The organism is Terrimonas sp. (genome assembly GCF_003075435.1).
In the GTDB taxonomy this organism is placed as follows: Bacteria; Bacteroidota; Bacteroidia; order Chitinophagales; family Chitinophagaceae; genus Agriterribacter.
On the sequence record NZ_QCZJ01000010.1, the window covers coordinates 83,914 to 99,209 of the forward strand.

At 39.7% G+C, this 15,296-nt stretch carries 9 protein-coding genes and 1 tRNA gene; 6 read left to right on the top strand and 4 right to left on the bottom strand.

Translation table 11 applies throughout. From position 1 onward, the window contains the following. Positions 1-25: 25 nt before the first annotated feature. Positions 26-1,039, bottom strand: coding sequence for a type I glyceraldehyde-3-phosphate dehydrogenase (gene gap / locus DC498_RS12535; RefSeq protein ID WP_116874506.1), 1,014 nt, complete (start codon positions 1,037-1,039; stop codon positions 26-28). A gap of 166 nt (positions 1,040-1,205) precedes the next feature. Here gap and DC498_RS12540 point away from each other — a divergent pair. Further along, a tRNA-Glu gene (locus tag DC498_RS12540) sits at positions 1,206-1,277 on the top strand. A gap of 146 nt (positions 1,278-1,423) precedes the next feature. Next, positions 1,424-2,560, top strand: a complete 1,137-nt coding sequence (locus DC498_RS12545) for a Fic family protein (RefSeq protein ID WP_116874507.1) — start codon at positions 1,424-1,426, stop codon at positions 2,558-2,560. Positions 2,561-3,490: 930 nt separating this feature from the next. Here the strand turns inward: DC498_RS12545 and DC498_RS12550 are convergent. After that, a complete protein-coding gene (locus DC498_RS12550; protein WP_116874508.1) occupies positions 3,491-4,312 on the bottom strand; it encodes a 3-keto-disaccharide hydrolase in 822 nt (273 codons plus the stop codon). Positions 4,313-4,326: 14 nt separating this feature from the next. Next, positions 4,327-7,455, bottom strand: a complete 3,129-nt coding sequence (locus DC498_RS12555) for a PVC-type heme-binding CxxCH protein (protein WP_116874509.1) — start codon at positions 7,453-7,455, stop codon at positions 4,327-4,329. 524 nt (positions 7,456-7,979) lie between these two features. Between DC498_RS12555 and DC498_RS12560 the strand changes: the two genes are divergently transcribed. The 3 genes from DC498_RS12560 to bla all read left to right on the top strand — a co-directional run bounded on the left by DC498_RS12560 (position 7,980) and on the right by bla (position 11,595). Continuing rightward, positions 7,980-8,945, top strand: a complete 966-nt coding sequence (locus tag DC498_RS12560; protein WP_116874510.1) for a transglutaminase-like domain-containing protein — start codon at positions 7,980-7,982, stop codon at positions 8,943-8,945. A gap of 406 nt (positions 8,946-9,351) precedes the next feature. Continuing rightward, positions 9,352-10,587 carry a sialidase family protein gene (locus DC498_RS12565; RefSeq protein ID WP_116874511.1) on the top strand — a complete coding sequence of 412 codons (1,236 nt, stop codon included), beginning with the start codon at positions 9,352-9,354 and terminating at the stop codon, positions 10,585-10,587. A gap of 150 nt (positions 10,588-10,737) precedes the next feature. Next, positions 10,738-11,595 carry a subclass B3 metallo-beta-lactamase gene (gene bla, locus DC498_RS12570; RefSeq protein WP_116874604.1) on the top strand — a complete coding sequence of 286 codons (858 nt, stop codon included), beginning with the start codon at positions 10,738-10,740 and terminating at the stop codon, positions 11,593-11,595. A 273-nt stretch (positions 11,596-11,868) separates the two neighbouring features. Here bla and DC498_RS12575 read toward each other — a convergent pair whose 3' ends face one another. Next, positions 11,869-13,122: an MFS transporter gene (locus DC498_RS12575; protein ID WP_116874512.1), complete on the bottom strand. Its 1,254-nt coding sequence runs from the start codon at positions 13,120-13,122 to the stop codon at positions 11,869-11,871. 653 nt (positions 13,123-13,775) lie between these two features. Here DC498_RS12575 and DC498_RS12580 point away from each other — a divergent pair. Continuing rightward, a complete protein-coding gene (locus tag DC498_RS12580; RefSeq protein ID WP_116874513.1) occupies positions 13,776-15,263 on the top strand; it encodes a discoidin domain-containing protein in 1,488 nt (495 codons plus the stop codon). Positions 15,264-15,296 lie beyond the last annotated feature (33 nt).

Below are 15,296 nucleotides of genomic sequence, written 5' to 3' on the forward strand. Positions count from 1 at the left end.
TGCACTACAGCCGGCTTTCTAACAATTATTTGCTGATTAACTGTGCAAAATAATGCACACTGCGTACGAGCTGGCTTACATAGCTCATTTCATTATCGTACCAGCTAACTGTTTTTACAAGTTGTGCATCGCCTACGGTCAATACTTTTGTTTGTGTGGCATCGAACAAAGAACCATAGGTTGTTCCGATAATGTCGCTGCTTACAATTTCGTCTTCGGTATAGCCGAATGATTCGTTAGAAGCGGCTTTCATAGCGGCATTTATTTCTTCAACTGTAACTTTTTTGGAAAGTATGCTTACTAATTCTGTAAGAGAACCGGTAAGGGTTGGTACGCGCTGGGCGCTACCATCTAATTTACCTTTTAAGCCAGGCAATACCAGCCCGATAGCTTTAGCGGCGCCGGTGCTGTTAGGCACAATGTTCTGCGCTGCTGCTCTTGCACGGCGAAGATCGCCTTTGGGATGTGGCGCATCCTGTGTGTTCTGATCGTTCGTGTAGGCGTGAATGGTAGTCATGATACCGGAAACGATACCGAATTTTTTATCGAGCACATCTGCCATTGGCGCAAGGCAGTTGGTAGTGCATGATGCGCAGCTGATAATGGTTTCTGATCCGTCAAGAATATTATGGTTTACATTAAAAACGATTGTTTTTAAATCGCCGGTTGCGGGTGCAGAAATAACTACTTTTTTAGCGCCGGCTTTAAGGTGAGCGGCTGCTTTATCTTTATCAGTAAAAAAGCCTGTACATTCCAGTACCACATCCACATCATGCTCTCCCCAGGGAATTTGTGCAGGATCTTTTTGCGCGTATATTTTTATTTCATCACCATTTACTATGATTGAATTTTCGGTAGCTTTTACCTCTTCGTTAAAGCGACCCTGTGCGGTATCATATTTTAATAAATGAGCCAACACTTTCGGGCTGGTAAGATCATTGATCGCCACAATATCTATACCCTCCATGTTATGTATCTGGCGGTATACTAACCGGCCTATTCTTCCGAATCCGTTAATAGCAACTTTTACTGTGCTCATTGTCAATTGTTTTAATCTTTTTAAAAATTGAGATGCAAATTTACGACTTAATGTTTAACAAAAGTGAAAGAAAAAGGGTCTCTCTGCATCAGAAATACAGATATTTTAGAAAATTTTTTGGATGGATATGCTGGTACATATATCTTTGCACTCCCAAAAACAAAACGGCCCGTTGGTCAAGGGGTTAAGACGCATCCCTTTCACGGATGAATCACGAGTTCGATTCTCGTACGGGCTACAAGGGGTTTTTCCCAGATAGGAAAATCTAGCAGAAAATTAAACGGCAATTCCTTAGATGGATTGCCGTTTTTGTTTGACTATAGATTATTATAGTCAAACAAAATTTAATTTCTTTGACTATAAAAATTTTTAGTAAATTCGGAAATGTACCTAAAAGATTACAGAGCAGGCGTGTTTAGCAAACAACATGGATATAAGAGTTTCAACCCTAATCCTATCAATAAAGAATGGATAATAACATCCCCCGAAATAATTACTCTTTTAGAAGAAGCCAATTTAAAACTCGGAGAGCTTAATGCTTTTTCTTCTTTTGTTCCGGATGTTGATGTTTTTATCAGGATGCATATTGTAAAAGAAGCCACTCAATCAAGCCGGATAGAAGGTACAAGAACAAAAATGGACGAAGCTGTTCTGGAAGCAAAAGACATCAGTCCTGAACTAAAAGATGACTGGCAGGAAGTGCAGAATTACATTGAAGCAATGCATTACGCCATTAAAAAAATGAAGACGCTACCGCTATCTTCCAGATTAATAAGGGAAGCGCATAAAATTTTATTGAAAGGAGTAAGGGGAAAGCACAAGTTGCCAGGTGAATTTCGCAGCAGTCAAAATTGGATTGGAGGGGCAACTATTAATGATGCAGTCTTTGTGCCACCACACCATTCCCTTGTGCCGGATTGTATAAGTGATTTGGAGAAATTCCTGAATAATGACAACATTCAGGTACCACATTTGGTCAGGATTGCAATAGCGCATTATCAATTTGAAGCCATACATCCTTTCTTGGATGGTAACGGAAGGATCGGAAGGCTTTTGATTACCTTATACCTGATCAATCAGAAAATATTGAACAAACCGACATTATATTTTTCGGACTTTATTGAAAAAAACAGGCAACATTATTACAATAATTTAATGGCTGTTTCATTAGAAAGTAAAATAGAGCAATGGTTGAAGTTCTTTATAGTGGGGATAATTGAAACTGCAAGAACTGCCATAGAAACATTTGCCAGGATCATTGCCCTTCGGGATAAATTGGAGAAAGAAGTCATTGTATCATTAGGGAAGAGGTTACCCAATGCCAAATCTTTGCTTACATATTTGTATAGTAAGCCGGTAGTTACAGTAGCAGATGTTATGCATAGTTTAGATATAACTAAGCAAACAGCTAACGTTCTCATTAAAGATTTTAGTGACTTGGGAATATTAAAAGAACAAACAGGATATAAACGTAACAGGATATTTGTATTTGAGGAATATTTGAGATTGTTTGAAAAATAAGAACTTGAAATAAAAGGTTTGATAGTAAAAGTGGAGGACGCACTCATTTTTCTCTTTCCCCACCGCCAGAATGACAGTCAGGCAATTCACTGAACTGCAAAAAATTCTCTACGATTTGGTCAGATAATTTTCCCGTTAGGGCTACCTCACCGGAAGTTTTGAGAATCATCTCGGAAGTTCCGGTTTCTTTTTCCTCTGTATTGCACTTCAACACATTTCAAACCACCAAAGATGGAAAATTTAGAGGAGCGAACACTTGTCAACATGATGTGGATGTAGTGATTAATATACCCGAAAAATGCAAAGCTGTACAAATGGGTAGGTTTAATCAGGATGGTGAGATGGAGATATTTGAAGATTGAAGATAGACGTGTGGCTCAATAATTCAATGAAACGCATCCTGCTCTTTCCTTAGGTAATAATTTCTTTTAATCTGCCTCTTCAGAACCAATCAGGAATATCTCGAACCAAAATATTCCAAATAAATCAGGAAATGTCACCAGAAGTTGCTAAATACTTCAAGTCGTCTAAAATTTGGTTCGAGTCTTCGACCTTTGGGGCTACCAAACCGGAAAGTAGATTTTTATCTTCTTTCCGGTTTTTTATTTTGCTGAAACCCACATTCAGGCTATATGTCAGCCGAACGATCTTATTAAGCAGAGGAGTTCGATATTTAAAACCGTCAAAAATCAGTTTTCCAGGAAAAATCGAACACAGGATATATCACACTCTGTCCCAGGTTTGGCAGCATTGCCTTGCGCCAGGCCAGATCTGCTGGCTTACTGTTACTTATCTTGATTTTTTAAACAGGTATAGTATAAATAGCATGGCTATTATTATAGCGAAACAAGTAATGCTCAGGCAGCAGATCAGCCAACACACAACACCATCACTTCTTGCATGCGCCAGCGCATACAGCCTGTTAATTATTTACCTGGCAGGCGTAAGCGGAATCAGCAATATGTTTTTGATGATCATTTCTGCTCCTTCTGATTGAATCTGTATGCGGCCGCTTCCCGGATAAACATCAAGCGCCCTGTTTACCAGAATACCGTTGAGGTAAACAGAAATTTCCCTGCCTCGTACAACACATTCTATTTTATTCCATTCTCCTACAGCGTTTTCTATATCCTGTTTTCCTCTGAAATTAATAACATCCTCCCATGCGGCATCACGTCCCCACCAGTTAATTCTACCGCCGTTGATAGTGACTGTATCCTCTCCGTTTTTTTGAAAAACATAGCTGCTCTTTTGCTTATCCTTTGCTACTGTGCATGTAAGTGAAAAGTTTTTACTGCCATCGCCCACCACCAACATGTCTCCTGAACCGCCTTCTATAATCTGGCATTCAATGCCATGCATCCAGGTGCCTGAGTATCCTCCGTCTTCGCCATTTGAATGTACGAGTATGCCTCCGTCTCTTGCATTTTCTTTTCGGGGTATATGTGTTTTCCCTCCCCATTTATATTCTACAGACAATGTATAATTCTCGTAAATATCATTTGTAGTAATACATCCCCATTCTTCTCCTGAAATATGGAGTAATCCTTTTTTTACGGTAAATACTTTTTGGGGATCAGTATTTTTTCCCCGGTCTTTAATAAAAGTATACCAGCCATTCAGATCTATACCATTAAATAATTTTATTACCGTTGTATCGGTGTTTCTTTTAGTAGCAGGTAAAGCAACAACCGTTATATGCTGCAACGCCATTATGCAGAAAAGAAATAAAGATGTTGGAATTTTTATCATAATCAATGTATGTTTTAATGTTTTTTAATGGCGCCCAATCCGTCAGGCAATGATTCAAGATAAGCAACCAGGTTGGAGAGCTCTTCTGTCGTCAAAATTTTATTTAGCCCTGAAGGCATCATTGATGTATTTTCCTGTTCCATAGCTACAATATCTGAACGCTGTATTTGGGTTTTAGCGCCAGGTCCTGTTGATATGGTTATTGCGTCAGTGGTTTGCGCTGTAATAATTCCTGTAAATACATTGCCGCTCGTTGTTATTTTAACCGTTTCATATTCCCTTGCAAAGCTTACACCCGGATAAACTATGGCTTCCAGTATATCATGGCGGGCTCTTATTTCGCCAATATTAGTGAGGTCGGGTCCGAAATCTCCCCCCTCATTTTCAACAGCATGGCAGGTAAAGCAGGTTGCTTTTCCGAAAAACAATCTTCTTCCTTCATCTACATCTCCTTTTTGAAGAGACGATTCTAATCGCTCAAGTTGCTGAATCCGCTCTTTTTGTTGCTCTTTCAAAAATGCAATCAATGCCTGTGCCTGCGTTTGAACATTTACAGGGTAATTGGCAATAAATTTTTCAAAGTCTTTCATCGGTAGATTATCCAATTTGGTTTGTATCTTCTTAAGTGATGCGACCATTGCTAAGCCGGTATTTTCGGATGAATCGCTTTTGAATGACATTACAAGTTCCGGCACCAGGTAGGCGTCAGCCACAGGCAGTATATCTTTTGCAAGTACATTTAATTGTGCATTACTGAGGTTTGCGTTTGACAGTATACGGGCGGCCTGTTGCCTTACAATGGATTTGTTTGAAGCATCTATACTTTGCACCAGTATCTTAAATTGATTGTCTGACAGTATTTTTTTCTTGTTGATAATAACCCCGAGTGCTTTTAGCCGGAAGGATTGGTCCATTTTAGTATTGTTGGCAATGCCTTCCAGAATTTTGTCAAATGACTTTATATCCCGTAATTGTACAAGATTCAGAATGCGTGATTGTAATTCAATATTGCTATCATCCAGTAACATTTTTTTGAGTAACTGAAGCCAGGCGTCCGGCATGTTTTTTACAGGACTGCTTTCAATAACATCCAGCAGAAATATTTTTTTATGAATTGATTCACGCTGCAATAGTGCTGATGTAATTAAATCCTGTACACGGGAGTCATCACTGAACTTACTCATCAGGTTATTAATACTTTTATGTTCCTGTTTAGAGAAATCAGTTTGGGTTAATGCTGTTTTTAGAAATGCTGCCACCAAATCTCCCCACTGAGGATGATGCATTGTAACCCATATACCTGTTTCTTTAAGAACGCTGTCTTTTCCAAATAAAAATGGGTATACCTGTGATTTTTGGAGCGGATTACCCTGCATTTGGTCAAGTGCAATGAGCGAAGCCCTGCGAACAGCAGGAGAGGGATGCTGCAAAGCCGCCTCCAGTTGTTTACTATTTTTCAGAGTAATAAGCGCATGAATCACTGCGTGCTCCACAAACCTATCATTGGCATTGGCAGCCGCATTGATTAATGCAGGAACCGCAACAGTATCTCCTATTTGTTCCAATGCAATTGCAGATTGCCTTTGTACCGGTGCTTTATCATTTACAACCAGTCGGGAGAGTTTGTTAACTGACGATTTATCTTTTGCCATCCCCAGCGCTCTTGCTGCGGCTACCCTTATAGCACTGCTGCTGTCTTCCAGGGCATTCCTCACTATTTGCAGCGCTTGTGATGTGCCTATGCGATAAGCTGCAAAAATAGCAGCAGCTCTGTATTCGTTATCTTTTATTTTCGGAACCGCTTTTGCCAGGTCTTTTACAATGCCGTCTTTTCTTTGAATGATTTCTTCAACTGCCTTATCTCTTACGGGAAATCTTTGATCTGAGATGTAATGTATTAAATCCGTATTATCCAGTTTAGCATATTCAATATTACGCCCCCAGGGGTCATTAGTTTTTGGGGCTTTATCTTTCCTGATCCTGTATATCGCTCCTTTAACATCTGTTTTCGCAACTACAGATAACGGGCATCCTGCAATAAACCATCCCCCGGTATTTATCACCAGTAAACTGCCGTCAGCATCCTGCAGCACATCCGTCGGGTGTACATCATTGTTATCAGATTCCATAAAAGAAGCGTCCTGCGTAGTATAGGTGGCGCCATTAGCCAAAACAATATGACGCATGATTTTACCAGTATTAAACTGGGCGCTGAAAAGATTATCACGGTATGTTTCACCCATAGCATTATCTCTATAGCGCATCAAACCGGATGGTGCGATCCTTGCCATTTTAGTCATTACGGGCATTAAATCGCCGGTTAATATGAGCTTATCGTCTTCAATAACCTGGTTAGGTTTGGGATATACTCCTCCTTCCACCCAATGCATTAATGCATCTCTGAAGCCTCCCTGCGGGTCGGTAAAATAAGTCATGGTTCCGATGGTTTCACCTGAAGGCATAAACGCTAATTCAATTGAATTATCGAAACCGCCACCTGCTATTGATTCAAGTTTTGATCCGTCAGGCAGGCATCTCCAGATGCGTGCCCCTTTTCCCTTAAGCGTATCCCCTTCTTTTGTAACAATATCAAATCCCCGCCTGGCGTCTGTTAAATATAGCCATCCGTCGGGCCCCATATAGGGACCGCTTAATGTTGCGGCATTGTGGTTTAATGTCCATCCACTCAAAATTACTTCCCGTTCGTCTGCAACACCATCGTTATTGGTATCTTTAAATCTAATCAGGTCTGGCGGAGCCGCCACATAAAGACTGCCATTGTAAAATGCGCCTCCCATTGCATAAGGAATGTTGTCTGCAAATACCGTACTCTTGTCAAAAATGCCATCACCGTTTTCATCTTCTAAAATCCGTATTTGAAAAATGGGGTTTTTCAATACATCTTCTGTGGAGGTGGTTGTGCCATTCGATTCATAGGTAAAGAGTCTTCCATTATTATCAAAACCAGCGAATATAGGATAAGATACAAGCCCGCTGTCAGCCGCATTTTCTATGCTGAATCCTTCGGGTACTTTCAATCCTTTTGTTAGTTTGATTTCTTTTGAAGTGCATCCATTAAGAATACAAATAAGAACCCCAATAATAACCAGGTACTTTAGTACAGGATGTGAGAAGTGTTGCATGTTTTTATAAATTGTAGAGAGAAGCTAAAATAGTGAGTCAAGGTTTTCCGGAAAATCACGCTTACACCGTTCTTTAAATATAATTATATAGGGGCGTTGTTCTGGTTATTTGCTTTTAATAGGATGCAGAAGATATAGGATTCGCAGACTATGAGAAATATATTCCATTCAAACAGGTAGTTTCCTGCTTAATCGTGCTTTCACTTATCAAAATTTAAAAATACGCTTATGGTTTTCGGGTTATCTGAAATTAATCAGGAAGATAAATACAATTCGTGGATATTTAACACAGGTACGAAAATGAATCTGCATACTTTTCGAACCGCACCCTGGTGGCGCTCAGGCACAGGTTTAGTAGCATTGCCTTGTGCTTAGGCAGCAGGTCAGCTATCACACAGCTCCAGCGCTACAGACCTGCACCTGGGGGAAAATATGCAAGGATATTTTCAATACATCCTTTATAAGGATCAATGATTATTTTTTATTAGATTGTGTGTCATTCTGTTTCCAGGTTAACTTGTATTATGAAGCTGTTATTGATGATGGTGTTTTTTTCCTATGCAGGCAATGCTTTTGCTGATACTACCAGGTATGTTAAACTGACGTATACAACCTATATTACTAATCTGCCTGCAGGTGCAAAGGAACTAAGATGGTGGATACCTGTTGCTGTTTCTGATGAACGGCAGACTGTAGAACTTTTACCCGGAGACCAGTCTACAGGGTACATTACAAGGGATGCGAAATACAACAACCAAATATTATACAAAAAGATCAGTTTAGCAAAAGCCAATCCAAACGACACGCTGAAAGTAGTACTAAATTACAGGTTGGTATTGAATGAAAAGAATGTGCCTGAAGCCAAACATATACAGCCCACCGGTGCAAACCCGGTTAATAGCAATATGCAGGTTTACCTTACTGACAACCGGCTTATTCCATTAAAGGGGCCTATTGAGAAGTTGTATCAACAATTGAAATTACCGGAAGATCCTATTGCAGCAGCAAGAAAAACATATGATTACCTGATCGATAATATGGTGTATGATTATAAAGCGCCAGGGGCAGGCATTGGTGATGTGCTATGGGCATGTGATAGCAAAACCGGTGATTGCTCTGACTATCATTCTGTTTTTATTGGTGTATGCAGATACGCAGGCATTCCTGCTGATCATGTTTTTGGGCTACCCCTTAAAAAAGGTGTAGGAAAAGGAATTGTAAAAGACTGGCACTGCTGGGCACGCTTTTATGCAGGCAAGCCGGGTTGGATAACCATTGATGCCTCAGAGGCTGATAAGCACCCTGAACTCCGCGATTACCTGTTTGGTTCTTTGAGTAATTTATATCTTACCTTGTCGCATGGGCGTGATGTGATTCTATCGCCTGCTCAGAAAGGAGCGCCAATCAATATTTTTGCTGATCCTTATGCAGAAGTTGACGGCGTAAAATTTGAGAATGTTAAGTGGCTGGGCTCTTTTGAAGAACAATGATAATGAGTGCACGCTCCCGCATTAATATTTTTCTTCAACCTGAGATTAATTATGCAATATTCTCTGTATTTCTGTTTTGTATATTGCTTTTGAGTAGGTACAATTATCAACTTTATAATTTATACAGCCAGGTTTTCTGCAGTGGTTTGTATTTCAATTATCGTATCGACTAAAACAATTGTGATGACCGCTTTTAAGTTTCATGAACAAAAGTCCGGGCGATAAGCTGCTTTCCTGTAAAATATTTGTTTACCCCTTTGCCTCAACATAGCGCTCTGGCAGCGCATTGAGTATAGATCCTTAAATACGGTCTCTATTTTCACAACTTAATTTTTCAACAATTGAAATGCAGATGATTTTTTGAATGGCATATCTGCGTTCAAATTAAATGAACAGATGAAGTTTTATGAAGTATTTTTTCTACTATACAACCACTGCCTTGCTATTTTTTACCTCCTGTAATGAGCATATTAATGACAAACCGGAATACGCAAAAGATACACAGCATACTATCATTTATTCTCAGCAGGGGAGATTTGCAGGATGGCCGGCTAACTGTGCCGCCTTTATTTTTAATAATGATGAGATTGTTACAGGATTTATTGAAGCTCCCTATAAAAAAACTGATGGACATAATGCTGAGAAACCTTACCTGAACTGGCTTGCACGCAGCATTGATGGTGGTAAAACATGGACTGCTGCTGACCCGGAAAACTATGCCGGCGACTTTGGTGATAAACCTGAGCTGAGATCTGTTGACACATCCATTAATTACAGCCAGCCGGGTTTTGCAATGCGGGTGGTTGGTGCAGGTTACCATGGCGCAAACGATGGCAGAGCACATTTTTTTTATAGCTATGATGTGGGAAAAACATGGAAGGGCCCTTATGGTTTTGGTGATGTGCTGAACTGGTCTGAATTAACCAGTGCCGGATTAAACGAGCTTACTCCAAGAACAGATTATATAGTGAATGACAGCAGTAACTGCCTTTTGTTTTTTTCTGCGAGAAAAAAAGATGAGTTTGCTTCTGACAGACTTTTCTGTATTGAAACCAATGATGGTGGAAAAACCTTCCATTTTTCAGGCTGGGTTGTAGGCCCTGCTGGCATTGATACAGCAGGAAAATCTGTAAAAGTTAATTTATTTGAAGATGCTGGTAAAAATCCGGATGCTGATGAATGCCGTGCTGTAATGTCGCAATCCCAAAAACTCCATGATGGCACGCTTGTATCTGTAATCCGAAGGAAATTTATTGTGAAAGGCGGCGACGATAAGCACTGGATTGATGCTTATACTTCCACCGATGGTGGAAAAACATGGAACTTCTTATCTGAAATTGCTGATACAGGAGGTGAGAACGGTAATCCACCTGCGTTGGCACTTACCAGGGATGATCGTTTGTGTGTTGTATACGGAGAGCGTAACCAGGGCACCATTCGTACTGTATACAGTGCGGATAATGGGAAAACGTGGAGTCAGCCGCAAATACTTATGGATGGCTTTTGGTCAGAAGATATGCAATTGAATGATTTGGGATATCCCCGCGTTGTTTGTCGCAGTGATGGAAAAATGGTAGCTATGTACTATTATTCTACAAAAGAAAACCCACACCACCTGAGAGCTACGATCTGGCAACCCTAATCGGCAACAAGAATTGCGGGCACATTCCAAGTTAATAAAGCTGCGTTGCAGCAGATGCAGGGATATACTCAGCAATTTGCCAACTTTAAATTATCCTTTTCGAATTTTAGGTAGCTTACATTATATTAATGGAAGTTTATGATGAACAGAATGCTTGTTTTCATAATTGTTTTTTTTCTTTTATTGAACAGTCAACTACATGCACAAACTGCTAATGAACCAAAGCATAACCCTGAAGAATGGTCTGAACCATTTAAACCTTTCAGAATTGCCGGCGATGTGTATTATGTAGGAACTTATGATCTTGCCTCTTATCTTATAGTTACCGGTAAGGGAAATATTCTTATTAATACAGGGCTTGCGGGTTCTTTGCCCCTGATCAAAAAAAATATCGCTGAGCTTGGTTTCAGGTTCAGCGATATAAAAATACTGCTTACCACCCAGGCGCATTTTGATCATGTTGGCGCGATGGCTGCCGTAAAAAAAGAAACTGGAGCAAAATTCTGGGCTGATAAAGCTGACGCAGATGTGTTGAGATCCGGGGGTGTAACAGATTATGAACTGGGTAGACTGGGCATAAGTTTTGAACCGGTAATTCCTGACCGTTTGCTGGAAGATAATGCTGTTATTAAACTGGGGAATACAGAAATTACCCTGCTGCATCACCCCGGGCACACAAAAGGCTCGTGCAGTTATATGCTTACCACAAAAGATCAGGAAAGATCTTATGTAGTATTGATCGCGAATATGCCTTCCATCATTATCAACAAAAAATTTCCGGAAGCAACGGCATATCCTGCTATTGAAAAAGATTATGCCTATACTTTAAGCGCTATGAGAAAATTAAAATTTGATATATGGCTGGCATCTCATGCAAGCCAGTTTAATTTACATACAAAGTATAAACCCGGTAATGGGTATAATCCATCTGCATTTTTTGATAATGGCGGGTATATAAAAGCCCTGGATAAACTGCAGCAGGATTTTGTGAAAAAACAGCAGGAATAATGCCTGTATTTTCCAGGTTGTTCAATAAATATTTTCCGCACCTTCTTAAGCGGATGGATCAGTTTTACATATAGAAATTTTTCAGTCATTAGAAATATGGATACTTCCTTAAGTTGACAAACTGTGGCACAATGTTCAGTATGGTATAATCGCTGAACATTAGTATCGTTACTTGTATGCCGACCAAAGGATACAGCGATACTTGCTCTTTCTTATACATGGCAGCATTTCATCTGCCGGGAAGCGAATATGTTGCGAAAATGGAAATACATTCTATTGAGCAGGCTTTTCTTTTTTGAGCGCTATAATGGTGATAACTGAAGACAGCAATAATGAACCTGCCATAAAAATATACGAAGCGCTGAAACTGCCGGTTGTTCCGTTAAGATAGCCTACAAGGTATGAGCCTGCAAACGACCCCAGGGCACCAAAGCTGTTAATAAGCGCAATAGCTCCTGCTGATACATTCCTGGGCAACACTTCTGTTATGGCAGCAAAGAATGGACCGTAAGGCGCATACATAGCGCCACCGGCTATTACCAGCAGTGCAAACGACAGCCAGAAATTATTTTCTCCGGCAAGATATGAAGCATAAAAAGCAATAGCGCCTGCTAACAGAAACGGCCACACGAAAATTTTACGGGTAAGCATTTTATCAGAAAACCAGGAAACAACCAGCATTGAAACAGCAGCTAAAAGAAAAGGAACAGAAGATAACCAGCCAGTAGTAACAATATCGCTGTTGGGCGCTGCATTGATAATAGATGGTAACCACATTACAAAGCCATATACGCCAATGCTCCAGAATGCATATTGAAGGCAAAGCAATATTACTGTTTTTGATTTAAAGGCTTCCGCGTAATTCTTAACAGGCTTAATACCCTGTTGTTCCTGTTGCAGCTTTTCTTCCAGTGCGTCTTTTTCGTGATTGCTTAACCATTTCGCGTCGCGGGGTTTATCTGCAACAAGCTTCCACCAGAAGAAAGCCCATACAATGGCAGGCACGCCTTCTATAATAAACATCCAGCGCCAGCCAACAGATTTGATAAGATAGCCCGATACAATAGACATCCATAAAATAGTAACCGGGTTCCCGAGTATTAAAAAAGTATTGGCTCGTGACCGCTCCGATTTTGTAAACCAGCGGCTGAGAAAAATGATCATGGCTGGCATAACCGCGCTTTCCACAACGCCAAGTGCAAAACGAATAACAATTAAAAAATTCACATTACTTATCATTCCTGTTGCTGCTGCCAGACCTCCCCATAATATCAACGACCAAAAGATCAGTTTCTTCGCGCTTTTATTGGCGGCATATAGCGCACCGGGTATCTGGAAGAAAAAATAACCGAGAAAGAACAGGGAGCTCAGTAAAGAAGACATTACAGGTGTGATCTGAAGATCCTTGGCCATTCCCCCGGCAGCGGCAAATCCAAAGTTTGCCCTGTCAAGATATGCAAGACTATAGGTAATAAATGCAATGGGAATTAACCTTACCCAGCGTTGCTGGACAATCGTTTGTGTCATATTTCTACTGGTTTTTCCGGTAAACCAAAATACTGGTTACTAAGGATTGTCCCAGTTGGGATTTAATCACAATTTAGCCTGAAAATTGATACACGGTACAGGGGCATTCAAAATTGTCGCACTGCTTTTTTCTCTCTGCTGCGCGGAGAGGGAATAAAAAGGGGAGAGCAATTAAAATTGCAGCGAAAATTTGTAATGCACCCGGCACAAGCTGCTTCATTTCATTTCTTTAAATTAAAACCGGGTAATTATGAAAACACCTGTTATATACAAAGCAATATCCTGTATATCTTTTTGAGTTTAACGCTTATTGTTTCGTGCAATAAAGCCAGTTTATAAATAAGCGCTTCCTCCATTGAAATTAAATACTTTTTGCATGTGCGGAGATACCATTCTTCTGTAATCATCCGATACCTATATCCTGTAAAATTTAATTGAAATTACTTAGTATGTTGTATGAAAACATATAGTTATTTAAATAAATATACTTAATAAATATAAGTATAAACACTATTGTATTTGTTTAAATCACTATTTTCGAATATCTGATTCCTGGTACCCCCCAACTTTCACAAACCTTATCTAAAGTCTTTCCAGGAATGTATGCTCCAGGAAAAAATATTAGTTCTTAATTAATAAACCCAAAACTTGTCATGATGAAAAAACATCTACAATTTGTTCTTGCTGCCCTCTTAACTTTTATTTGTTTTACTAACAACCTGCTTGCTCAAACAAATGTTGCACTTAATCAAACCGCAATAGCATCATCTATAGAGAGTAGTGCATATCCTGCTTCCGGTGCCATAGATGGAAATGGCAGCACACGCTGGTCCAGCACATTTAATAATAATCAATGGATATATATTGATCTGGGAGAAGCTTATAACCTTACAGAAGTAAGACTAACCTGGGAAACAGCCAGGGGACTTGATTTTGATATTGATATTTCAAATGATGCTATTACCTGGATTACCGTACAGAGCATCAGGGGAAATTCAGACTTTAATAATGTAATTGATGTTAGTGGTTATGCTGCACGATATGTAAGAATGAATGGATTGGTAAGAGCCACGCAATATGGGTTTTCACTTTTTGAATTTGAAGTATATGGAGTGCCTGTAGACGATACACCCATCGTTAACCTTGCCCTTAATAAATCATCCAGTGTTTCTTCTCTTGAAAATGCAACAATGCTATCAGCTTATGCTTTTGACGGACTGGGAACAAATGTTGGAGCCGGCGGAAAGGCTTATGATGGCAGCAGCGTTGAGTATGGAAGATGGGCAAGTGAATATTCAGATCCTCAATGGATATCTGTTGATTTGGGCGGAGTATATGAGATCAGGGAAATAAGGCTTTTCTGGGAGGTTGCTAATGGTATGAACTTCAATATTGAAGTTTCTGATGATAATGTAAACTGGACATCTGTAGCCGGAATTATCAATAATAGTGCTAACCAATATATTAATCATATCCCGGTACCTATAGGCACTACTGCGCAATATGTGCGGATGTATGGTATAACACGAAATACCGGCTATGGCTATTCATTGTATGAATTTCAGGTAATGGGAGTTAACAGCATATTACCCATTAACCTGGTCAGCTTTTCTGTTTCAAAAAAAGAAAACAGCGCTGTGATCAGTTGGGACGCGGCATTAGATAAAGAAAGTAAATTTGAAATACAGCGTAGTAATGATGGTATTAGTTTCTCTACCATTGGCTCAAAACATGAATTAACAGGAAGCAATGGTATTGTAAACCATTATTCATTTGTTGATCAAAGCCCGGTAAATGGTATAAATTATTACCGCATTGCTTATTCAGAAGCAAACGGAGGGAGATTATTTACAAGAATAGAAGCTATTTCATTTGGAGCTTCATCACGATTAAAAGTGTATCCCAATCCTGTTACCCGCGATGTAAACCTGCTGCGTATTGAAATTCCTGATCAGATTGCAGGAAAAACGCAGGTGAGAATTATTAATATGGCCGGGGTTGTGGTTAAACAACAGCAGTTTGCTGAAGGCAATACTATTTTACTGGTGGAAGGAATTTCTAAGCTGGTTAAAGGGCAATATATCGTACAGGTATTACCGGAAAAATCAGCTCCGGTATCAAAGATGATTATAGTAAGATAAAATATCTTTTACTAAAAAATGAACGACGGAAAT